The organism is Bacillus sp. FSL R9-9492, from assembly GCF_038007365.1.
GTDB classification, from domain to species: domain Bacteria; phylum Bacillota; class Bacilli; order Bacillales; family Bacillaceae_G; genus Bacillus_A; species Bacillus_A mycoides.
In genome coordinates, this window is the sequence record NZ_JBBOXC010000001.1 from 317,501 (window position 1) to 340,746 (window position 23,246).

Genomic DNA, 23,246 nt, shown 5'->3' on the forward strand with positions numbered 1-23,246 from the left:
TTTAAAGAGTGCGTAATAGCTCACTAGTCGAGTGACTCTGCGCCGAAAATGTACCGGGGCTAAATACACCACCGAAGCTGCGAATTGATACCAATGGTATCAGTGGTAGGGGAGCGTTCTAAGTGCAGTGAAGTCAGACCGGAAGGACTGGTGGAGCGCTTAGAAGTGAGAATGCCGGTATGAGTAGCGAAAGACGGGTGAGAATCCCGTCCACCGAATGCCTAAGGTTTCCTGAGGAAGGCTCGTCCGCTCAGGGTTAGTCAGGACCTAAGCCGAGGCCGACAGGCGTAGGCGATGGACAACAGGTTGATATTCCTGTACCACCTCTTTATCGTTTGAGCAATGGAGGGACGCAGAAGGATAGAAGAAGCGTGCGATTGGTTGTGCACGTCCAAGCAGTTAGGCTGATAAGTAGGCAAATCCGCTTATCGTGAAGGCTGAGCTGTGATGGGGAAGCTCCTTATGGAGCGAAGTCTTTGATTCCCCGCTGCCAAGAAAAGCTTCTAGCGAGATAAAAGGTGCCTGTACCGCAAACCGACACAGGTAGGCGAGGAGAGAATCCTAAGGTGTGCGAGAGAACTCTGGTTAAGGAACTCGGCAAAATGACCCCGTAACTTCGGGAGAAGGGGTGCTTTCTTAACGGAAAGCCGCAGTGAATAGGCCCAAGCGACTGTTTAGCAAAAACACAGGTCTCTGCGAAGCCGTAAGGCGAAGTATAGGGGCTGACACCTGCCCGGTGCTGGAAGGTTAAGGAGAGGGGTTAGCGTAAGCGAAGCTCTGAACTGAAGCCCCAGTAAACGGCGGCCGTAACTATAACGGTCCTAAGGTAGCGAAATTCCTTGTCGGGTAAGTTCCGACCCGCACGAAAGGTGTAACGATTTGGGCACTGTCTCAACCAGAGACTCGGTGAAATTATAGTACCTGTGAAGATGCAGGTTACCCGCGACAGGACGGAAAGACCCCGTGGAGCTTTACTGTAGCCTGATATTGAATTTTGGTACAGTTTGTACAGGATAGGCGGGAGCCATTGAAACCGGAGCGCTAGCTTCGGTGGAGGCGCTGGTGGGATACCGCCCTGACTGTATTGAAATTCTAACCTACGGGTCTTATCGACCCGGGAGACAGTGTCAGGTGGGCAGTTTGACTGGGGCGGTCGCCTCCTAAAGTGTAACGGAGGCGCCCAAAGGTTCCCTCAGAATGGTTGGAAATCATTCGTAGAGTGCAAAGGCATAAGGGAGCTTGACTGCGAGACCTACAAGTCGAGCAGGGACGAAAGTCGGGCTTAGTGATCCGGTGGTTCCGCATGGAAGGGCCATCGCTCAACGGATAAAAGCTACCCCGGGGATAACAGGCTTATCTCCCCCAAGAGTCCACATCGACGGGGAGGTTTGGCACCTCGATGTCGGCTCATCGCATCCTGGGGCTGTAGTCGGTCCCAAGGGTTGGGCTGTTCGCCCATTAAAGCGGTACGCGAGCTGGGTTCAGAACGTCGTGAGACAGTTCGGTCCCTATCCGTCGTGGGCGCAGGAAATTTGAGAGGAGCTGTCCTTAGTACGAGAGGACCGGGATGGACGCACCGCTGGTGTACCAGTTGTTCTGCCAAGGGCATAGCTGGGTAGCTATGTGCGGAAGGGATAAGTGCTGAAAGCATCTAAGCATGAAGCCCCCCTCAAGATGAGATTTCCCATAGCGTAAGCTAGTAAGATCCCTGAAAGATGATCAGGTTGATAGGTTCGAGGTGGAAGCATGGTGACATGTGGAGCTGACGAATACTAATAGATCGAGGACTTAACCATATAATATGAAGCTAATGTTATCTAGTTTTGAAGGAATATACCTTCATCAGTTTGGTGATGATGGCAGAGAGGTCACACCCGTTCCCATACCGAACACGGAAGTTAAGCTCTCTAGCGCCGATGGTAGTTGGGACCTTGTCCCTGTGAGAGTAGGACGTCGCCAAGCAAAAACCTAAGTCGTTTCGACTTAGGTTTTTTTGTGTTTATTTTTATTTACCGAAGGTTAAAATCCATAAATTTAATAATCCTAAAGACGAAAAAAGAATGAAATAGAGGCAGTTTAAAATAATGGTAATGATTTTTTATGCTCCGGATTTTTCGAATGCTCCTAAAATAATCCCTAAGAATAGGAAAGATTATTTCTATCATAATAATGAGAGTAGAAAAAATGGGATGATATAAATAAGCATTCAATAATTACAGCAATTACTGCGATGGAGAAAAATAAATAGGATAATAGCACAGTTATTTTTTTTCACGGTTATTCCTCCTTTGAAATTAAATCGTTATAATATAGGTTCTATCGATGTATAGAACACAAGAGAGTATATATATTGATTAAAACATACTGAAGTATTATATAAATAGTTATACGTAAAATAGATCTCTAGAAATATATATTCTAATTCCCTTTCCTTCTTGCATATAGTTGCAATTCTTCTTTTGAATATAACTAAAACACGAACGTTATCGATGACTAATAAAAAAACATTCGATTATTTATTGACATTGTTTATGAAATATTGTTAATATAGCCATAGAAACAATAATATATAAGACCTCATATAATCGCGGGGATATGGCCTGCAAGTCTCTACCTAACGACCGTTATTCGTTAGACTATGAGGGAAAGTCACTCGGTATTTTTCTATTCACAAGGGATACGTATGCCTGAGTAGAGCACTTTCTCTCATAGTAAAAGAGAAACTGTTCTATTTCAGGCTTTTTTTATTTGAATCGGGGGGATTCTAATATGAAATCACTAGTTGGAGTCATAATGGGAAGCACGTCAGACTGGGAAACAATGAAATATGCTTGTGACATTTTAGATGAATTAAATATACCGTATGAGAAAAAAGTTGTATCCGCTCATCGGACTCCGGATTATATGTTTGAATATGCAGAAACAGCTCGTGAACGTGGAGTAAAAGTTATTATTGCTGGAGCTGGTGGAGCAGCGCATTTACCAGGAATGGTTGCAGCGAAGACAAATCTTCCTGTAATTGGTGTTCCAGTTCAATCAAAGGCGTTAAACGGCCTAGATTCGTTATTATCCATTGTCCAAATGCCAGGAGGGGTTCCAGTTGCAACTGTTGCAATTGGTAAGGCTGGTTCAACGAATGCTGGATTACTTGCTGCACAAATACTTGGATCATTTCATGATGATATACATGATGCATTAGAGTTGAGACGAGAAGCTATTGAGAAAACTGTGCGTGAAGGTAGTGAGCTAGTATGACGAGAATCATTTTACCTGGAAAAACAATCGGCATTATTGGAGGCGGCCAGCTTGGAAGAATGATGGCGTTGGCAGCTAAGGAAATGGGTTATAAAATTGCTGTTTTAGATCCTACAAAGCATTCACCATGTGCACAAGTTGCTGATGTTGAAGTCGTTGCACCATATGACGATTTAAAAGCAATTCAGCATTTAGCAGAGATAAGCGACGTTGTCACATATGAATTTGAGAATATTGATTATAGATGTTTACAATGGCTTGAAAAACATGCTTACTTACCACAAGGTAGTCAGTTGTTAAATAAAACGCAAAATCGTTTTACAGAAAAGAATGCAATTGAAAAAGCTGGGTTACCAGTAGCATCGTATAGATTGGTTCAAAATCAAGATCAACTTACAGAAGCAATTAAAGAGTTATCTTTCCCTTCTGTCTTAAAAACAACGACAGGTGGATACGATGGTAAAGGGCAAGTGGTTTTAAAGAGTGAAGCTGATGTTGTGAGAGCAAAAGAACTTACTAATAAAGCAGAGTGCATTCTAGAAAAATGGGTGCCTTTTGAAAAAGAAGTATCAGTTATTGTAATTCGTAGTGTAAGTGGTGAAACGAAAGTATTTCCGGTAGCGGAAAATATTCATGTAAATAACATTTTGCATGAATCTATCGTTCCAGCCCGCATTACAGAAGAACTTTCTCAAAAAGCAATTGCTTACGCAAAGGTACTTGCGGATGAACTAGAACTTGTGGGAACACTAGCGGTAGAGATGTTTGCTACAGCTGACGATGAGATTTACATTAATGAATTAGCACCAAGACCTCACAATTCAGGACACTATACACAGGATGCATGTGAAACGAGTCAATTTGGTCAACATATTCGAGCAATCTGTAATTTACCTCTTGGAGAAACAAATTTGTTAAAACCAGTTGTCATGGTTAACATTTTAGGCGAACATATAGAAGGGGTCCTAGGACAAGTGAATAGACTAACCGGGTGCTATTTACACTTGTATGGAAAAGAAGAAGCAAAAGCACAGCGGAAAATGGGGCATGTTAATATTTTAAATGATAATATTGAAGTCGCTCTAGAAAAAGCGAAGAGTTTGCATATTTGGGACCATCAAGAACAACTGTTGGAGGGAAAAAGATGATTAATCGTTATACACGCCCTGAAATGGGTGCGATTTGGACGGAAGAGAACAAATTTAAAGCGTGGTTAGAAGTTGAGATTTTAGCGTGTGAAGCATGGGCTGAGCTTGGCGATATTCCAAAAGAAGATGTGAAAAAAATTCGTGAACATGCATCATTTGATATTGATCGTATTTATGAAATTGAAAAAGAAACACGTCATGACGTAGTTGCTTTCACTCGTGCTGTATCAGAAACACCAACATTAGGCGAGGAACGTAAATGGGTTCATTACGGTTTAACATCTACAGACGTAGTAGATACAGCGTTATCTTATATCTTAAAACAAGCAAATGAAATCTTGTTAAAAGACTTAGAAAACTTTGTTAGTATTTTAGCTAATAAAGCGAAAGAGCATAAATACACGATCATGATGGGAAGAACACACGGTGTACATGCAGAGCCAACAACATTTGGTTTAAAACTTGGTCTTTGGTATGAAGAAATGAAACGTAACGTAGAGCGTTTCAAACAAGCTGCTGATACAGTTCGCGTTGGTAAATTATCTGGTGCGGTTGGTACATATGCAAATATTGATCCATTCGTAGAAAAGTATGTTTGTGAAAACTTAGGATTAGAAGCAGCACCAATTTCAACACAAACATTGCAACGTGATCGTCATGCACATTACATGTCAACACTTGCACTAATCGCAACATCTGTTGAAAAGATGGCAGTTGAGATTCGTGGTTTACAAAAGAGTGAAACACGTGAAGTTGAAGAGGCTTTCGCAAAAGGTCAAAAAGGTTCTTCTGCAATGCCACATAAACGTAATCCAATTGGATCTGAAAATATGACTGGTTTAGCTCGTGTTATCCGCGGTTATATGATGACAGCTTACGAGAATGTTCCGTTATGGCATGAGCGTGATATCTCTCACTCTTCTGCAGAACGTGTAATTTTACCAGATGCTACAATCGCGTTAAATTACATGTTAAATCGCTTTGGTAATATCGTTAAAAACTTAACTGTATTCCCAGAGAATATGAAACGCAATATGACAAGAACATACGGCTTAATTTACTCTCAGCGCGTAATGCTTACACTAATTGACAAAGGTCTGGTACGTGAAGAAGCTTATGATATCGTACAGCCTAAAGCAATGGAAGCTTGGGAAACACAAGTACAATTTAAAGAGCTTGTAGAATCTGACGAGCGTATTACAAGTAAGTTAACGCAAGAAGAAATTAACGAATGTTTCAATTATGAACATCATATGCAACACGTTGATACAATCTTTGAACGCCTTGGATTAAACGAAGCGTAAAATTTCATATGGCACAGAATAGAGTCATTCTGTGCCATTCTTTATAAAAATATTATTCACATTTTTCAAACTACAGGGGGCTTGCGAAATGCAAAAGCTAGAATTGCTGTATGAAGGTAAGGCAAAAAGAATTTATCGTACAGAAGCAGCAGATATGGTTTGGGTAGAGTACAAAGATAGTGCGACTGCTTTCAATGGGGAGAAAAAAGCGACAATTACAGGAAAAGGTCGTTTGAACAATGAGATTACAACTTTATTGTTCAGAAAGTTACAAGAAGTTGGAATTAAAACACACTTTGTGGAGAAGTTATCTGATACAGAACAACTTGTCAAAAAGGTGAGTATTATTCCATTAGAAGTTGTCACAAGAAACGTAATTGCAGGTAGTCTTTCAAAAAGACTAGGAATGGAAGAAGGAACTGCTCTTACAACACCAATCGTAGAATTTTACTACAAAGATGATGATTTAGGAGATCCACTTGTAACGGAAGATCATATTCGTTTGTTAAATGTTGCAACACCAGAGCAAGTAAGCGTATTACGAGATGCAGCTCTACAAATCAATCAAGTGATGATTGAGCATTTCGCAAGCTGTCGTGTAAGATTAGTAGATTTTAAATTAGAGTTTGGCGTAACAGAAGAAGGGGAAATCATATTAGCAGATGAAATTTCACCAGATACTTGCCGTTTATGGGATGAAACGAGCAATGAAAAATTTGATAAAGATGTATTCCGTCGTGATCTTGGGAATTTAACAGAAGCATATGAAGAAATTTTAAAACGTTTAGGGGGAGCTTCACATGTATAAAGTTAAGGTATATGTAACGTTAAGAGAAAGTGTATTAGATCCACAAGGAACTGCGGTAAAGGGAGCGCTTCATAGTCTTTCATTTACAGAAGTACAAGACGTTCGAATCGGAAAATATATGGAATTAACAATTGATAAATCAGTATCTGATCTGGATAGCAAGGTAAAAGAAATGTGTGAAAAATTATTAGCAAACGTTGTAATGGAAGACTTCCGTTATGAAGTTGAGGAGGTTGTCGCACAGTGAAATTTGCAGTCATAGTATTCCCAGGTTCGAACTGTGATGTCGATATGTTCCATGCAATTAAAGATGAGCTTGGTGAAGAAGTAGATTACGTTTGGCACGATAGAGAGAATTTAGATGAATATGATGCAATTTTACTACCAGGTGGATTCTCTTACGGTGACTATTTACGTTGTGGTGCTATTTCTCGCTTTGCTAACGCAATGAAAGCAGTGCAAAAAGCTGCTGAGCAAGGAAAGCCAATTTTAGGAGTGTGTAATGGATTCCAGATTCTTGTTGAATCAGGATTACTACCAGGAGCATTAATGAGAAACGAAAACTTAAAGTTTATGTGCCGTACGGTTCAGTTACGTGTTGAAAATAATGAAACTATGTTTACATCACAATATGAAAAAAATGAAGTAATCAATATTCCAATTGCACATGGTGAGGGGAATTACTATTGTGATGAAGCAACTCTTAAACAATTAGAAGAGAATAATCAAATCGCATTCCGTTACGTAGAAAATCCGAATGGAAGCGTTTCAGATATTGCAGGTATTGTAAATGAAAAAGGAAATGTTCTTGGTATGATGCCACACCCAGAGCGTGCTGTAGATGAATTACTTGGCGGTGCTGAAGGTTTAAAAGTCTTTCAATCTATCTTAAAACAGTGGAGGGAAACATATGTCGTTAATGCTTGAGCCAAATCCAACACAAATTAAAGAAGAGCGTATATATGCGGAAATGGGGCTAACAGACGAAGAGTTTGCCATGGTTGAAAAGATTTTAGGCCGTTTGCCGAATTATACAGAAACGGGATTATTCTCTGTTATGTGGTCTGAACATTGTAGTTATAAAAATTCAAAGCCAGTTCTTCGTAAGTTTCCAACGACAGGTGAGCGTGTCTTACAAGGACCTGGAGAAGGCGCTGGAATTGTAGATATCGGTGATAATCAAGCGGTTGTATTTAAAATGGAAAGTCATAACCATCCTTCTGCAATTGAGCCATATCAAGGGGCAGCGACAGGTGTCGGTGGTATTATTCGCGATGTATTCTCTATGGGAGCACGTCCGGTAGCTCTATTAAACTCACTTCGCTTCGGTGAATTACAATCACCACGCGTGAAATATTTATTTGAAGAAGTAGTAGCAGGAATCGCAGGATACGGTAACTGCATTGGTATTCCTACTGTTGGCGGCGAAGTACAGTTTGATCCATGTTATGAAGGAAATCCACTTGTAAATGCAATGTGTGTAGGCCTAATTAATCATGAAGATATAAAAAAAGGGCAAGCACATGGTGCTGGTAATACAGTAATGTACGTAGGAGCATCAACTGGTCGTGATGGTATTCACGGTGCAACATTCGCATCTGAAGAGTTATCTGAAAGCTCAGAAGCGAAGCGTCCGGCAGTTCAAGTAGGGGATCCATTTATGGAGAAACTTCTTATTGAAGCATGTTTAGAACTTATTCAGTCTGATGCACTTGTTGGAATTCAAGATATGGGAGCTGCTGGTTTAACATCATCTTCTGCAGAAATGGCAAGTAAAGCAGGTATGGGTATTGAAATGTACTTAGATGATGTACCACAGCGTGAAACTGGAATGACTCCATATGAAATGATGTTATCTGAATCACAAGAGCGTATGTTAATCGTTGTGAAAAAAGGTAGAGAGCAAGAAATAGTAGATTTATTTGAGAAGTATGGTCTTGCAGCAGTTACGATGGGGAAAGTAACTGAAGATAAAATGCTTCGATTATTCCATAAAGATGAAATGGTAGCTGAAGTACCAGCGGATGCTCTTGCAGAAGAAGCACCAATTTATCATAAACCGTCAAAAGAAGCAGCATACTTTGCTGAGTTCCAGCAGATGAAAATGGAAACACCAAAAGTAGAAGATTATAAAGAAACGTTATTAGCTCTATTACAACAACCAACGATTGCAAGTAAAGAGTGGGTATATGATCAATATGATTATCAAGTGCGCACTAGCACAATCGTTACACCAGGTTCAGATGCAGCGGTTATACGTGTACGCGGCACAGAAAAAGGATTAGCAATGACGACAGATTGTAACTCTCGCTACATTTATTTAGATCCAGAAGTGGGCGGTAAAATTGCAGTGGCAGAGGCAGCACGTAATATCGTATGTTCTGGCGGGGAGCCACTTGCAATTACAGATTGCTTAAACTTCGGTAACCCAGAAAAACCAGAGATCTTCTGGCAAATTGAGAAATCAGTAGACGGTATGAGTGAAGCTTGCCGCAAGTTACAAACGCCAGTTATCGGCGGGAATGTATCAATGTATAACGAGCGTAGTGGTGAAGCTGTATATCCAACACCAACTGTTGGGATGGTTGGACTTGTACACGATTTAAAACACGTAACAACACAAGAATTTAAACAAGCTGGCGATTTAGTTTATGTAATCGGAGAGACGAAAGCTGAGTTTGGTGGAAGTGAATTACAGAAAATGATCTACGGAAAAATTTTCGGTCAATCACCAAGCATCGATCTAGATGTAGAATTAAAACGCCAAAAGCAAGTACTAGCAGCAATTCAAGCTGGCCTTGTTCAATCTGCACATGATGTTGCAGAAGGTGGTTTAGCAGTTGCAATTACTGAAAGTGCAATTGGTGCTAACGGTTTAGGTGCTACTGTGAAATTAGATGGGGAAGCAACAGCAGTATTATTTGCAGAATCACAATCTCGCTTCGTTATAACTGTAAAACGTGAAAATAAAGAAGCATTTGAGAAAGTGGTTGAAGCAATTCAAGTTGGAGAAGTGACAAATACAAATGAAGTAACAATTCATAATGAAGAAAATGAAGTATTACTTACAGCAAATGTAGATGAAATGAGAAAGGCTTGGAAAGGGGCAATCCCATGCTTGCTGAAATAAAGGGGTTAAATGAAGAATGTGGCGTTTTTGGAATTTGGGGGCATGAAAATGCAGCACAAGTTTCGTACTACGGATTGCACAGTTTGCAGCACCGTGGGCAAGAGGGCGCAGGCATTGTTGTAAATAATGGGGAAAAAATCATCGGTCACAAGGGGTTAGGTTTAATATCAGAAGTGTTTTCAAGAGGTGAGCTAGAGGGATTAAACGGGAAATCAGCAATTGGACACGTACGATATGCAACAGCTGGTGGAAGTGAAGTTGCTAACGTTCAACCATTATTATTCCGTTTTTCTGATCATAGCATGGCGTTAGCTCATAACGGAAATTTAATTAATGCAAAAATGCTTCGTCGTGAATTAGAGGCAGAGGGAAGTATTTTTCAAACAAGTTCAGATACAGAAGTACTTTTACACCTCATTAAGCGTAGTACAAAAGATTCTTTAATTGATAGTGTAAAAGAGGCTCTAAATAAAGTGAAAGGTGCGTTTGCATATCTTTTACTAACTGGAAATGAAATGATCGTTGCGCTAGATCCAAATGGATTCCGTCCTCTTTCAATTGGAAAGATGGGGGATGCTTACGTTGTAGCATCGGAAACATGTGCTTTCGATGTAGTTGGTGCAACATACATTCGTGATGTAGAACCTGGTGAATTGCTTATTATCAATGATGAAGGAATTCACGTAGATCGTTTTACAAATGAAGTAGACCATGCGATTTGCAGTATGGAATACATTTACTTTGCACGTCCAGATTCTAATATAGCTGGTATTAATGTTCATGCAGCACGTAAAAACATGGGGAAACGTTTAGCGGCGGAAGCTCCTATTGAAGCTGATGTTGTTACTGGTGTACCAGACTCTAGTATTTCAGCAGCAATTGGTTATGCGGAGGCGACAGGGATTCCGTATGAGTTAGGGTTAATTAAAAATCGTTACGTTGGACGTACGTTTATTCAACCTTCTCAAGAACTGCGTGAGCAAGGGGTTAAGATGAAGCTTTCAGCAGTAAGAGGCGTAGTTGAAGGAAAACGAGTTGTTATGATTGACGATTCTATCGTAAGAGGAACGACAAGTAAACGAATTGTTCGTATGCTTCGCGAGGCTGGAGCGACAGAAGTCCATGTAAGAATTGCTTCACCACCTCTTAAGTATCCATGCTTCTATGGCATTGATATTCAAACGAGAAAAGAATTAATCGCAGCAAATAATTCAATAGAAGAAATCCGTCAAATCATCGGAGCAGATTCACTAACATTTTTAAGTGAAGATGGATTAGTAGATGCAATTGGACGCCCATATGAAGGGAAATACGGTGGTCTATGTATGGCTTACTTCAATGGAGACTATCCAACAGCTCTTTATGATTATGAGCAAGAGCTTTTAGAAAGTATGAAATAAGAAGAAAAAAGCTTCTACTTCTTTTGATGTAGAAGCTAGCTTCTTTCTTAAAACGGCCGCCCTGGATGGGGAGAAATTAAAAGACGAGGTGTAAAAAACGATGGCGAACGCATATAAGCAAGCAGGAGTAGATATTGAAGCTGGATATGAAGCGGTATCTCGCATGAAAAAACACGTACAAACAACAATGAGAAAAGAAGTGCTAGGCGGTTTAGGCGGTTTTGGAGGTATGTTTGATCTATCAAAATTTGCATTAGAAGAACCTGTATTAGTATCTGGAACAGATGGCGTGGGAACGAAATTGATGCTCGCTTTTATGGCAGATAAACATGACACAATTGGTATTGATGCAGTAGCAATGTGTGTAAATGATATTGTTGTCCAAGGAGCAGAGCCGCTTTTCTTCCTTGATTATATTGCTTGTGGTAAAGCTGAACCTAGTAAAATTGAAAACATCGTCAAAGGTATATCAGAGGGCTGTCGCCAAGCTGGTTGTGCATTAATTGGTGGAGAAACAGCTGAAATGCCAGGAATGTATTCTACGGAAGAATACGATTTAGCTGGTTTTACAGTTGGAATTGTTGATAAAAAGAAAATTGTAACAGGTGAAAAAATTGAAGCTGGTCACGTATTAATTGGCTTAGCATCTAGCGGTATTCATAGTAACGGTTATTCTTTAGTACGAAAAGTATTACTAGAAGATGGAGAACTATCTTTAGACCGTATTTACGGCCGCTTAGAACTACCTCTTGGTGAAGAATTATTAAAACCAACGAAAATTTATGTCAAACCTATTTTAGAACTATTGAAGAAACATGAAGTATACGGTATGGCGCATATTACAGGTGGCGGGTTCATTGAAAATATTCCACGTATGTTGCCAGAAGGAATCGGTGCGGAAATTGAATTAGGATCTTGGCAAGTTCAACCGATTTTTAGTTTACTTCAAGAGGTTGGAAAACTAGAAGAGAAAGAAATGTTCAATATTTTTAACATGGGTATTGGTATGGTAGTAGCAGTAAAGGAAGAAGAGGCAAAAGATATTGTTCGTCTTCTTGAGGAACAAGGCGAGAAAGCTCATATTATTGGACACACTGTACAAGGGTCTGGTGTTACCTTTATTGAGGGAACAGAAGTATGAGTAGATTAGCAGTTTTTGCTTCTGGGAGCGGCTCTAACTTTCAATCTCTCATTAATGCGGTAGAAGACAAAATATTGGATGCAGATATTAGTTTATTAGTATGTGATAAACCAGAGGCACGCGCTATTGGACGGGCACACTATCACCATATTCCGTGTTTTTCCTTTTCAGCGAAAGCATATGAGTCAAAAGAAGCATTTGAAAAAGAGATATTAAAAAAGCTAGAAGAGTACGAAATTGATTATGTTATTTTAGCTGGATATATGCGTTTAATTGGAACGACTTTACTAGAAGCGTACGGCGGGAAAATTATTAATATTCATCCATCACTACTACCGAGTTTTCCAGGGAAAGATGCTGTTGGTCAAGCGTTAGAAGCGGGTGTGAAAGTAACCGGAGTAACGATTCACTATGTAGATGCAGGTATGGATACAGGTCCAATTATTGCGCAAGAAGCAGTAGTTGTTTCTGAAGGGGATACGAGAGAAAGCTTACAAAAGAAAATTCAACAAGTTGAACATAAATTATACGTAAATACAGTGAATCAAATTGTTCAGTCTGTGAAAAAACCAACTGTTAACTAACATACAACCAGGGGTGAAGGATAAATGAAAAAGCGTGCATTAGTAAGTGTTTCAGATAAAACAGGGGTAGTAGAATTTGTTAAAGGTTTACTTGAACAAGGGATTGAAGTTATTTCAACAGGTGGTACGAAAAAATTATTAGAAGAAAACGGCTTGCAAGTAATTGGTATTTCTGAAGTAACTGGTTTCCCAGAAATTATGGATGGTCGTGTAAAAACATTACATCCAAATATTCATGGTGGTCTATTAGCAGTTCGTGATAATGAAATGCATGTAGCGCAAATGAATGAATTAGGTATTCAACCAATTGACTTTGTTGTTGTTAACTTATACCCATTTAAAGAAACAATCGCTAAGCTTGATGTAACATTTGCTGATGCAATTGAAAATATTGATATCGGTGGCCCAACAATGATTCGCTCTGCTGCGAAAAATCATAAATATGTATCGGTAGTTGTAGATCCAGTAGATTATGATGTTGTATTAGCAGAACTGAAAGAGAACGGTGAAGTAACAGAGGAAACGAAACGTAAATTAGCAGCGAAAGTATTCCGTCATACAGCGGCATATGATGCGTTAATTTCTAACTACTTAACAAAGCAAATGGGCGAAGAAAGCCCAGAAACGTTAACGGTGACATTTGAGAAAAAACAAGATTTACGCTATGGCGAAAATCCACATCAAAAAGCAACGTTCTATAAAGCGCCATTCGCAGCAACTTCTTCTGTTGCATATGCAGAACAATTACACGGTAAAGAATTATCTTACAACAATATCAACGATGCGGATGCAGCACTTAGCATCGTGAAAGAATTTACAGAACCAGCAGTAGTAGCGGTAAAACATATGAATCCATGTGGTGTTGGAGTGGGTACGGATATTCATGAAGCATACACACGCGCTTATGAAGCAGATCCAGTATCAATCTTCGGAGGCATTATTGCAGCGAATCGTGAAATTGATAAAGCTACAGCAGAAAAGTTACACGAAATTTTCTTAGAAATTGTTATCGCACCTTCTTTCTCACAAGAAGCTTTAGAAGTATTGCAAAGTAAGAAGAACTTACGCTTACTAACTGTAAATATTGAAAAAGCGACAAGTGCAAGCAAAAAACTAACTTCTGTACAAGGTGGTCTTCTTGTTCAAGAAGAAGATACGTTATCATTAGATGAGGACGCAATTTCAATTCCAACGAAACGTGAACCATCAGAGCAAGAATGGAAAGATTTAAAACTAGCTTGGAAAGTTGTAAAACATGTGAAATCAAATGCAATTGTTTTAGCGAATGATAACATGACAGTTGGTGTAGGTGCGGGACAGATGAACCGTGTAGGTTCTGCAAAAATCGCAATTACACAAGCTGGCGAAAAAGCACAAGGTAGCGCACTTGCATCTGATGCTTTCTTCCCAATGCCAGATACAGTAGAAGAAGCAGCAAAAGCTGGAATTACAGCAATCATCCAACCAGGCGGATCGATTCGTGATGAAGATTCTATTAAAATGGCAGATGCGTATGGGATTACTATGGTGTTCACTGGCGTACGTCATTTCAAACACTAATAGAGGATGTTAAAAAAGTCCGGTCAAGATAACTGTCGCATGTCGTCGTTGCAATGCCAGTGCGGTACTCATGTAGGAAAGCTACACTCCGTGTCCTCCTGGCAAATGCGCCTTGACCTGCTCGGTTCTCTTGATCCTCCTTTTTAACTTTCTATTGATACGGTTGTTAAAAGATTCCGGTCAAGATAACTGTCGCATGTCGTCGTTGCAATGCCAGTGCGGTACTCATGTAGGAAAGCTACACTCCGTGTCCTCCTGGCGAATGCGCCTTGACCTGCTCGGTTCTCTTGATCCTCCTTTTTAACTTTCTATTGATACGGTTGTTAAAAAATTCCGGTCAAGATAACTGTCGCATGTCGTCGTTGCAATGCCAGTGCGGTACTCATGTAGGAAAGCTACACTCCGTGTCCTCCTGGCGAATGCGCCTTGACCTGCTCGGTTCTCTTGATCCTCCTTTTTAAACTTTTATTGATATGAAAACAAACTAGGAGCATAGCTTCTAGTTTGTACTTATTTAATTATTGGGGGATGAAATATGAATGTTTTAGTAATTGGCCGTGGTGGACGTGAGCATGCTTTAGCTTGGAAGTTTGCACAATCTGAAAAGGTAGAAAAAATATATGTAGCGCCAGGTAATGAAGGTATGCGAGACGTTGCAACACCAGTTGATATTGATGAGAATGATTTTGATGCATTAGTCTTATTCGCAAAAGAAAACAATGTAGGCTTAACTTTCGTTGGACCAGAAATTCCACTTATGAATGGAATCGTTGATTGCTTTAAGGAAGAGGGACTTCGTGTATTTGGACCTAATAAAGCGGCTGCTGTTATTGAAGGTAGTAAAGCTTTTACGAAAGAATTGATGAAAAAGTATGATATTCCAACTGCGGCATATGAAACTTTTACAGACTATGAAGAAGCAGTAAAGTATATTCAAAAAGTTGGTGCACCGATTGTAATTAAGGCAGATGGTTTAGCTGCTGGTAAAGGTGTAACAGTAGCAATGACGCTTGAAGATGCATTACAAGCTGTGAAAGAAATGCTGCAAGATGTGAAATTCGGTGAAGCAAGCAAGAAGGTCGTTATTGAGGAGTTTCTAGATGGACAAGAATTTTCATTAATGGCATTCGTAAATGGAACAACCGTACATCCGATGGTAATTGCTCAAGATCATAAACGCGCTTTTGATGCTGATAAAGGTCCGAATACAGGCGGAATGGGTGCATATTCTCCAGTACCACAAATTCCAGAATCAGCAGTTCAAGAAGCGATTCAAACAGTATTACACCCAACTGCCAAGGCGATGATTGCAGAAAACCGTTCGTTTACAGGTATTTTATACGCAGGTCTTATTTTAACAAATGATGGTCCAAAGGTAATTGAGTTCAATGCACGCTTTGGCGATCCTGAAACGGAAGTTGTATTACCACGCTTAGAAAATGATTTAGTTGATGTATGTAACGCTGTATTAGATGAAAGTGAATTAACGTTACAATGGTCAAAGGAAGCAGTTATTGGTGTCGTACTTGCTTCGAAAGGATATCCAGAAGCATATAAAAAAGGTGAAATTATTAACGGATTAGATGCACTGCAAGATGTAATAGTTTTCCATGCGGGTACAGCGATGAAACATGGTGACTTTGTAACAAACGGTGGCCGTGTATTATTTGTTGCTTGCAAGGCGAATAGTTTACAAGAAGCGAAAGATAAAGTATATAAAGAAATCGGTAAAATTGAGAGTGATGGTCTATTTTACCGAAGTGATATAGGATATCGTGCAATTGGGCATGAGATGATGAAAAGCTAATGTATAAAAAATCCCGCTGATTTCTCAGCGGGATTTTTATGCATCTTTATCTTTTTTTAATTTCCCTTTTTGCTTTGCCATTTCTCGAAGTAAATACTCGATGTGTGCATTGACGCTACGAAACTCATCATTCGCCCATTTTTCGATGACTGCGTGTAATTCAGGATCAATACGTAATGGAAAGCTTTTCTTTTTGGCCATAATCACTTACAACCTTTAGTATAGGCTTCCTGTATTAATAACTGGTTGCGCACCTTTATCTGAAACGATGGCAACTAATAAATTGTTCACCATATTTGCTTTACGCTCGTCATCGAGTTCCAGTACGCCTTCTTCATCTAACATATGGATTGAATCTTTCGCCATCTTCACAGCACCTTCAACAATCTCTTTTCTAGCAGCTAATACTGCTTTTGCTTGTTGACGCTGGAGCATTGCATGGGCAATTTCTGTTGCGTAAGCTAAATGTGTTAAACGAGTTTCTAATACTTCTACGCCAGCGATTTCAAGTCGTGCTTCTAACTCACGCTTTAATTCTTCAGAGATCTCTTCAGTATTTCCTCGTAACGTGATGCAAGTTTCATCTTGGAAATTATCATAAGGATATTTTGTAGCAACGTGGCGGATTGCTGTTTCACTTTGAATTTCTACGAATCGATCGTAATGCTCAACACCAAACATTGCTTTTGCGGAATCAACAACTTTATATACGATAACGGCTGCAATTTCAATTGGATTGCCCTCAACATCGTTTACTTTTAATTTCTTACTGTTAAAGTTTTCAACACGTAAAGATACAGTTTGACGAAAAGCGAATGGAATTGTTAAAAATAAACCATTTTGACGAATTGTTCCTAAATAACTACCGAAGAACGTAATAACTTTCGCTTGATTCGGTTGAACGATACCGATACCTGTAGCTAAAACAGATGCTAATATGAGAGCTAAAATAGCTATTACAAACATTTCTTGTACAAGGCAAAATACACCGATAGCGGCTAAAACTAAAATTCCAATAACGCCGAGAAATCCATTAACATAAAATACTTGTTTTTCTTTCATATGATCGCCTCCTTGATATAAAAATGATATCACTTTTATATCATTACATGCAAGAGGGTTACACCTAATTTTCTGAATTTTATTGTTTGATATCTTTTATGTACGTTTTAAGGGCAAAAACAAGAATGTACGTTCTGTTTCGTGGTAAAATAAAGAAGACTTAGCTGCCCACTGCAGCAGCTAAGTCCCTTTGAGAGCATCTTGCATCGTGACAAATGATTCAAAGCGGTTTTGCCAGGATTAATTCTTCAATCGCTGACTCAATCTCTTTGTCAGAAGTGTCATAACTTCCATCTGACTTTGCCTTTGGCTTGTCATGACTGGAAGCTGAATTAACTTCTTCTTTATTATGTCCTTTTTCAGTGAAATTCATGCTAGGCATTTTAAATGCGCTCATATTCATATATTTTCCAAACTTACAGGCTTCAACAATAGGGCAGAAACGAACGATCCCCTCCGCAATTTTCATGGCACCAATCCATAGCAAAACTTTAGACCAAGTGCACCAAGGTTTACGTACGAGTTTAGCTGTACTACAACCGAAGAGGATGAGTCCGAGTGTAATTCGAATTAGAGCACTAATTGTGCCGATGTTTTGCTTCATTAGAAAAACACTCCTTTTTAATTAACTTCGAAATAGAAAATACTATTTCATTTGTTAGTATTCCGTATAAGTTTTTTGATATGTAATCCAACATTTGACGTTGAAAAAGATGTTGGATTGGGCGTGTGTGTAGGTAGTTTTTTTTGTTATAATGAAAGAATGCGTAAAAGGAAGTTCAAAAAGTCCGGTAAAGATAGCTGTCGCATTTCATCGTTGCATACGCCAGTCCGGTACTCATGTAGGGAAAACTACATTCCGTTCCTCCTGGCGAATGCGCCTCGATCTGCTCGGCTCTCTATATCCTCCTTTTTGAACAAATATAGTAGGGAAGTTCAAAAAGTCCGGTAAAGATAGCTGTCGTATTTCATCGTTGCATACGCCAGTCCGGTAAAGATATAGCAAGGAATGTAAAAAATCTTGATAAAAATTAACTGTTATTTTGAACAGAAATTATATAACTAGAGAAAAGAAAGGGTGTTTTCATGTACGATATTTCCAAATGGAAACATGTATTTAAGCTTGATCCAAATAAGGAGTTAAGTGACGAACATTTAGAAATGATTTGTGAATCTGGAACGGATGCTGTTATTGTAGGCGGAAGTGACGGTATAACAATTGATAACGTATTACACATGCTAGTTAGCATTCGTAGATATGCAGTGCCTTGTGTGTTAGAGGTTTCTGATGTGGAGGCAATTACACCAGGATTTGATTTTTATTACATCCCAAGTGTTTTAAATAGCCGAAAAGTAGAATGGGTAACAGGTGTTCATCATGAGGCATTGAAAGAATTTGGGGATATTATGGACTGGGACGAAATTTACATGGAAGGGTATTGTGTTTTAAACCCAGAAGCGAAAGTAGCCCAGCTTACAGATGCAAAATGTGATTTAACAGAAGATGATGTTATTGCATATGCGCGTTTAGCAGACAAGCTATTACATTTACCGATATTCTATTTAGAATATAGCGGGACGTATGGAGACATTGAGCTTGTTAAAAATGTAAAAGCAGAATTGAAACAAGCTAAGCTATATTATGGCGGTGGTATTTCTAATGCAGAACAAGCGAAAGAAATGGCACAGTATGCTGATACAGTAGTTGTTGGAAATATTATTTATGATGATATAAAATCGGCATTAAAAACAGTTAAAGCAGTAAAAGGAGAGTAGGTGCAGGCACATATGAGTACGACAGATAAGTTATTAAATGGTTTAAATCCGCAGCAACAAAAAGCAGTACAAACAACAAATGGAGCACTTCTATTAATGGCAGGCGCAGGTAGTGGGAAAACACGTGTGTTAACACACCGTATTGCATATTTACTTGGTGAAAAAGGTGTGGCGCCATGGAATGTACTAGCAATTACCTTTACAAATAAAGCTGCTCGTGAAATGCGTGAGCGTATTGATAAACTTGTTGGACCAGAAGCAGAAGATATTTGGATTTCTACGTTCCACTCTATGTGCGTACGTATTTTACGACGTGATATTGACCGCATTGGTATTAATCGTAACTTTACAATCTTAGATTCAGGTGATCAGTTAACTGTAGTAAAAAAAATTATGAAGGAGCGCAATATTGACCCGAAGAAGTTTGAGCCGCGCTCTATTTTAGCGGGTATTAGCAATGCGAAAAATGAACTGTTATCTGCAGATAAATATGCAAAAAAAATTACAACCGCTGATCCATATGAAAAATTAACGAGCGATGTATATACAGAATATCAAAAACGTCTTTTGAAAAATAACTCATTAGACTTTGATGATTTAATTATGACGACGATTCAGCTATTTGAACGTGTTCCAGAAGTACTAGAGTTTTATCAGCGTAAATTCCAATATATTCACGTTGATGAGTATCAAGATACGAACAAAGCTCAGTACCTTCTTGTTAAACATTTGGCATCACGTTTTAAAAACCTTTGTGTTGTTGGTGATTCGGATCAGTCTATTTACCGCTGGCGCGGGGCTGACATTTCTAACATTTTGTCATTCGAAAAAGACTATGAGAATGCACAAGTTATTCTGTTAGAACAAAACTATCGTTCATCACAAAATATTTTAAATGCAGCTAATGCTGTAATTGAAAAAAATTCAAACCGTAAACCGAAGAAATTATGGACAGAAAATCAAATTGGAAGCAAAATCTCGTATTATCGTGCTGCAACCGAAAAGGACGAAGCGTATTTTGTTGCGAAAAAAATTCGTGACGATATTCAAATGGGGAACCGAAAATATACTGATTTTGCAGTGTTATATCGTACAAATGCCCAGTCTCGTATGATTGAGGAGATTTTCCTAAAATCTAATATCCCTTACAAAATTGTCGGCGGTACTAAGTTCTATGATCGTAAAGAGATTAAAGACATTTTGGCGTACTTACGTTTAATTGGGAATCCAGATGATGAGATTAGTTTTGCACGTATTATTAACATGCCAAAGCGCGGGATTGGTGCGACTTCTATCGATAAAATTATTAATTATGGTGTGCAAAACGGAATCTCATTAACTGCTGTATTTGATGAGATTGAGCATGTTGGTGTAAGTGCAAAAATAACAAAAGCAGTAAAAGAATTCGCAAGTTTATTACACAACTGGGTAAATATGCAAGAGTATTTATCTGTTACAGAATTAGTAGAAGAAGTTATTGAAAAGACAGGCTATCGCGATATGCTGAAAAATGAGCGATCTTTAGAAGCAGAAGGTCGTTTAGAAAACTTAGACGAGTTTTTATCTGTTACACAAACATTTGAATCCCAAAGCGAAGATAAGAGCCTTGTTGCATTCTTAACAGACTTAGCTCTTGTTGCTGATATTGATCGTGTAGATGAAGATCCAACTGCTGGTGAAGAAGTTATTTTAATGACGATGCACTCAGCAAAAGGATTAGAGTTCCCAGTTGTCTTTATTGTTGGCTTAGAGGAAGGGATATTCCCGCATACTCGTTCTCTTATGGAAGAGGATGAAATGCAAGAAGAGCGTCGTCTTGCCTATGTAGGTATTACTCGTGCAGAAGAAGAGCTATACTTATCCAATGCTCAAATGCGTACTTTATTTGGTAGAACAAGTATGAATGCAGCATCTCGATTTATTACAGAAATTCCGGCAGAATTAGTAGAACCATTAAACGAAACAGCACCGAAGCGTGAAACTTCGTTTGGTGCAAAGGGAAGAACGACAAGCGCAACTACAACACGTTCTCGTTCAGCTTTCGCGCGTCCGGCTGTTAAGACGACAGGTGGCGAGCAAATTGGCTGGGGAATAGGCGATAAAGCAGCTCACCAGAAGTGGGGAGTCGGTACAGTTGTAAGTGTAAAGGGTGAAGGTGATTCAAAAGAATTAGATATTGCATTCCCAAGCCCAATTGGTATTAAACGTTTATTAGCAAAATTTGCACCTGTGACGAAACAATAGGAAAGGACTGAGGATATGTCAAAAGAGATAGCCAAAAAACGTATAGAAGAACTGCGTGATTTGTTAAATACATTTAACTATCAATATCACGTATTAGACAATCCTTCTGTTTCTGATGCGGAATATGACCGTGATATGCAGGAGCTTATAAAATTAGAAGCAGAGAACCCAGAGTTTATGAGTGAAGACTCTCCCTCCATTCGCGTTGGGGGGACTGTTCTTGATATATTTGAAAAGGTAACGCATAAATCACCAATGTTAAGTTTAGGAAACGCGTTTAATGAAGGAGATTTGCGTGATTTTGATCGAAGAGTACATCAGGGAATTGATGATGCGAATGTAAGATATATATGCGAATTAAAAATTGACGGACTTGCTGTTTCACTTCATTATGAAAAAGGGCGCTTCATTCAAGGAGCAACACGTGGTGATGGTATAACGGGTGAAGATATTACCCAAAACTTAAAAACGATTAAAGCTATCCCGCTGCGTTTAAATGAAGAAGTAACGTTAGAAGCACGAGGCGAGGCTTATATGCCGAAGCGTTCATTCGTTAAATTAAATGAAGAAAAAGAGCAAAATGGTGAAGATGTATTTGCGAATCCACGTAATGCGGCAGCAGGATCGATACGCCAACTTGATCCGAAAATTGCAGCGAAGCGTAACTTATCTATGTTTGTGTATGGTCTTGCTAATGTAGAAGAAAAAACAATTCCATCCCACAGTGAATCACTGGATTTCTTAGGTGAGCTTGGATTTAAGACGAATCCAAATCGTCGTACATGTGAAACAATTGAAGACGTAATAGCCTATGTAGAAGAGTGGCAAGAAAAACGCCCGCATCTTGATTATGAGATTGACGGAATCGTTATAAAAGTAGACGATGTTGCTATTCAAGAAAGCTTAGGAACTACAGCAAAGAGTCCAAGATGGGCAATAGCTTATAAATTCCCAGCTGAAGAAGTTGTGACGAGATTAACAGGGATTGAATTAAGTGTCGGCCGCACAGGAGTTGTAACACCAACTGCAGAGCTCGAGCCAGTTAGAGTGGCTGGTACTATCGTTCGTCGTGCTTCTTTACATAACGAAGATTTAATTCGTGAAAAGGATATTCGAATTGGTGACTACGTTGTTGTGAAAAAGGCTGGAGATATCATTCCTGAAGTTGTGAACGTTATTTTTGATAAGCGTACTGGTGAGGAAGAAGAATATCATATGCCAACGCATTGTCCAGCATGTGAGAGTGAACTTGTTCGTTTAGAAGAAGAAGTAGCACTTCGATGTATAAATCCGACTTGCCCAGCTCAAATTCGTGAAGGATTAATCCATTTCGTTTCAAGAAATGCAATGAATATTGATGGACTTGGAGAACGTGTAATTACACAACTCTTTGATGCGGATTATATTCGTACGTTTGCTGATTTATATTCATTGACGAAAGAGCAATTATTAGAACTAGAACGTTTCGGTGAAAAATCAGCAACAAATTTAGTCCAAGCAATTGAGAATTCTAAGGAAAACTCATTAGAGCGATTATTATTCGGTCTTGGTATTCGTCATGTCGGTGCGAAAGCGGCACGTACATTTGCTGAGCATTTCGAAACGATGGATGAGCTTGTGAAAGCGACGGAAGAAGAATTAAAAACAATTAATGAGATTGGTGAAAAAATGGCTCAATCCGTTGTAACGTATTTCGATAATGAAGACGTATTAGAGCTATTACAACAATTTAAAGAGTATGGCGTGAACATGGCATACAAAGGTATAAAAATTGCTGATTTACAAAATGTTGAATCGTACTTCGCAGGAAAAACTGTCGTCTTAACAGGGAAATTAGAAGTTATGGGCCGCAGTGAAGCGAAGAAGAAAATTGAGGCATTAGGTGGAAAAGTAACAGGAAGTGTTAGTAAAAGTACGGATTTACTTGTTGCTGGTGAAGCTGCAGGCTCGAAATTAGCGCAAGCAGAGAAGCACAATGTTGAAGTTTGGAATGAAGAGAGGTTCTTACAAGAGCTGAATAAGTAAGA

General features: G+C 39.1%; 18 protein-coding genes, 2 rRNA genes, 1 pseudogene and 1 riboswitch (1 of these 22 cut by a window edge). Of the genes and pseudogenes, 17 read left to right on the forward strand and 4 right to left on the reverse strand.

Annotation, left to right across the window (positions count from 1 at the left end):
* Both MKY70_RS01740 and rrf read left to right on the forward strand, forming a co-directional pair.
* Positions 1-1,796 (forward strand): 23S ribosomal RNA (locus tag MKY70_RS01740); it begins 1,126 nt to the left of the window's first position.
* Between the two features lie 50 nt (positions 1,797-1,846).
* Positions 1,847-1,962 (forward strand): 5S ribosomal RNA (gene rrf / locus MKY70_RS01745).
* A 43-nt stretch (positions 1,963-2,005) separates the two neighbouring features.
* Here the strand turns inward: rrf and MKY70_RS01750 are convergent.
* Positions 2,006-2,259, reverse strand: a pseudogene (locus MKY70_RS01750) (hypothetical protein).
* Positions 2,260-2,557: 298 nt separating this feature from the next.
* A riboswitch (purine riboswitch) is annotated at positions 2,558-2,659 on the forward strand.
* 110 nt (positions 2,660-2,769) lie between these two features.
* Here MKY70_RS01750 and purE point away from each other — a divergent pair.
* From purE to purD, 12 genes are all read left to right on the forward strand, one after another.
* Positions 2,770-3,255, forward strand: a complete 486-nt coding sequence (gene purE, locus MKY70_RS01755) for a 5-(carboxyamino)imidazole ribonucleotide mutase (protein WP_002167058.1) — start codon at positions 2,770-2,772, stop codon at positions 3,253-3,255.
* Positions 3,252-4,403, forward strand: coding sequence for a 5-(carboxyamino)imidazole ribonucleotide synthase (gene purK, locus MKY70_RS01760; RefSeq protein ID WP_341022741.1), 1,152 nt, complete (start codon positions 3,252-3,254; stop codon positions 4,401-4,403). The genes purE and purK overlap by 4 nt, the downstream gene beginning before the upstream one ends.
* Positions 4,400-5,707 carry an adenylosuccinate lyase gene (gene purB / locus MKY70_RS01765; protein ID WP_002139387.1) on the forward strand — a complete coding sequence of 436 codons (1,308 nt, stop codon included), beginning with the start codon at positions 4,400-4,402 and terminating at the stop codon, positions 5,705-5,707. Before purK ends, purB begins: the two co-directional genes overlap by 4 nt.
* Before the next feature lie 88 nt (positions 5,708-5,795).
* On the forward strand, positions 5,796-6,515 hold the full coding sequence (gene purC / locus MKY70_RS01770; protein ID WP_002029482.1) for a phosphoribosylaminoimidazolesuccinocarboxamide synthase: 720 nt from the start codon (positions 5,796-5,798) through the stop codon (positions 6,513-6,515).
* Positions 6,508-6,762, forward strand: a complete 255-nt coding sequence (gene purS / locus MKY70_RS01775) for a phosphoribosylformylglycinamidine synthase subunit PurS (RefSeq protein WP_000278823.1) — start codon at positions 6,508-6,510, stop codon at positions 6,760-6,762. The genes purC and purS overlap by 8 nt, the downstream gene beginning before the upstream one ends.
* The gene (gene purQ, locus MKY70_RS01780) at positions 6,759-7,442 is read left to right on the forward strand and encodes a phosphoribosylformylglycinamidine synthase subunit PurQ (protein WP_002140189.1); all 684 of its coding nucleotides are present in this window, start codon (positions 6,759-6,761) and stop codon (positions 7,440-7,442) included. The genes purS and purQ overlap by 4 nt, the downstream gene beginning before the upstream one ends.
* On the forward strand, positions 7,426-9,645 hold the full coding sequence (gene purL, locus MKY70_RS01785; RefSeq protein WP_061676125.1) for a phosphoribosylformylglycinamidine synthase II: 2,220 nt from the start codon (positions 7,426-7,428) through the stop codon (positions 9,643-9,645). Before purQ ends, purL begins: the two co-directional genes overlap by 17 nt.
* Positions 9,630-11,045: an amidophosphoribosyltransferase gene (purF, locus tag MKY70_RS01790; protein ID WP_002124870.1), complete on the forward strand. Its 1,416-nt coding sequence runs from the start codon at positions 9,630-9,632 to the stop codon at positions 11,043-11,045. The genes purL and purF overlap by 16 nt, the downstream gene beginning before the upstream one ends.
* 100 nt (positions 11,046-11,145) lie before the next feature.
* A complete protein-coding gene (purM, locus tag MKY70_RS01795; RefSeq protein ID WP_002010019.1) occupies positions 11,146-12,186 on the forward strand; it encodes a phosphoribosylformylglycinamidine cyclo-ligase in 1,041 nt (346 codons plus the stop codon).
* A complete protein-coding gene (gene purN / locus MKY70_RS01800) occupies positions 12,183-12,770 on the forward strand; it encodes a phosphoribosylglycinamide formyltransferase (RefSeq protein ID WP_002124872.1) in 588 nt (195 codons plus the stop codon). The genes purM and purN overlap by 4 nt, the downstream gene beginning before the upstream one ends.
* Positions 12,771-12,794: 24 nt before the next feature.
* Complete coding sequence (gene purH, locus MKY70_RS01805; RefSeq protein WP_341022749.1) at positions 12,795-14,330, forward strand: bifunctional phosphoribosylaminoimidazolecarboxamide formyltransferase/IMP cyclohydrolase; 1,536 nt, start codon at positions 12,795-12,797, stop codon at positions 14,328-14,330.
* Between the two features lie 535 nt (positions 14,331-14,865).
* Positions 14,866-16,137, forward strand: a complete 1,272-nt coding sequence (gene purD / locus MKY70_RS01810; protein ID WP_341022752.1) for a phosphoribosylamine--glycine ligase — start codon at positions 14,866-14,868, stop codon at positions 16,135-16,137.
* Between the two features lie 36 nt (positions 16,138-16,173).
* Here purD and MKY70_RS01815 read toward each other — a convergent pair whose 3' ends face one another.
* The 3 genes from MKY70_RS01815 to MKY70_RS01825 form a co-directional block, all read right to left on the reverse strand.
* Complete coding sequence (locus MKY70_RS01815; protein ID WP_001085171.1) at positions 16,174-16,338, reverse strand: toxin-antitoxin system HicB family antitoxin; 165 nt, start codon at positions 16,336-16,338, stop codon at positions 16,174-16,176.
* 15 nt (positions 16,339-16,353) lie between these two features.
* Positions 16,354-17,199, reverse strand: coding sequence for an SPFH domain-containing protein (locus MKY70_RS01820; protein ID WP_002063557.1), 846 nt, complete (start codon positions 17,197-17,199; stop codon positions 16,354-16,356).
* A gap of 220 nt (positions 17,200-17,419) precedes the next feature.
* Positions 17,420-17,803, reverse strand: coding sequence for a YgaP family membrane protein (locus tag MKY70_RS01825; RefSeq protein ID WP_002167052.1), 384 nt, complete (start codon positions 17,801-17,803; stop codon positions 17,420-17,422).
* A 482-nt stretch (positions 17,804-18,285) separates the two neighbouring features.
* Here MKY70_RS01825 and MKY70_RS01830 point away from each other — a divergent pair, with 482 nt between their 5' ends.
* From MKY70_RS01830 to ligA, 3 genes are read left to right on the forward strand one after another with little or no spacing between them, the layout of a single operon-like run.
* Entirely contained in the window at positions 18,286-18,975 is a 690-nt protein-coding gene (locus MKY70_RS01830; RefSeq protein WP_002029470.1) for a heptaprenylglyceryl phosphate synthase, read from the forward strand.
* A gap of 12 nt (positions 18,976-18,987) precedes the next feature.
* Positions 18,988-21,219 carry a DNA helicase PcrA gene (gene pcrA, locus MKY70_RS01835; protein WP_060748969.1) on the forward strand — a complete coding sequence of 744 codons (2,232 nt, stop codon included), beginning with the start codon at positions 18,988-18,990 and terminating at the stop codon, positions 21,217-21,219.
* Positions 21,220-21,234: 15 nt separating this feature from the next.
* Positions 21,235-23,244: an NAD-dependent DNA ligase LigA gene (ligA, locus tag MKY70_RS01840; protein WP_002010032.1), complete on the forward strand. Its 2,010-nt coding sequence runs from the start codon at positions 21,235-21,237 to the stop codon at positions 23,242-23,244.
* Positions 23,245-23,246 lie beyond the last annotated feature (2 nt).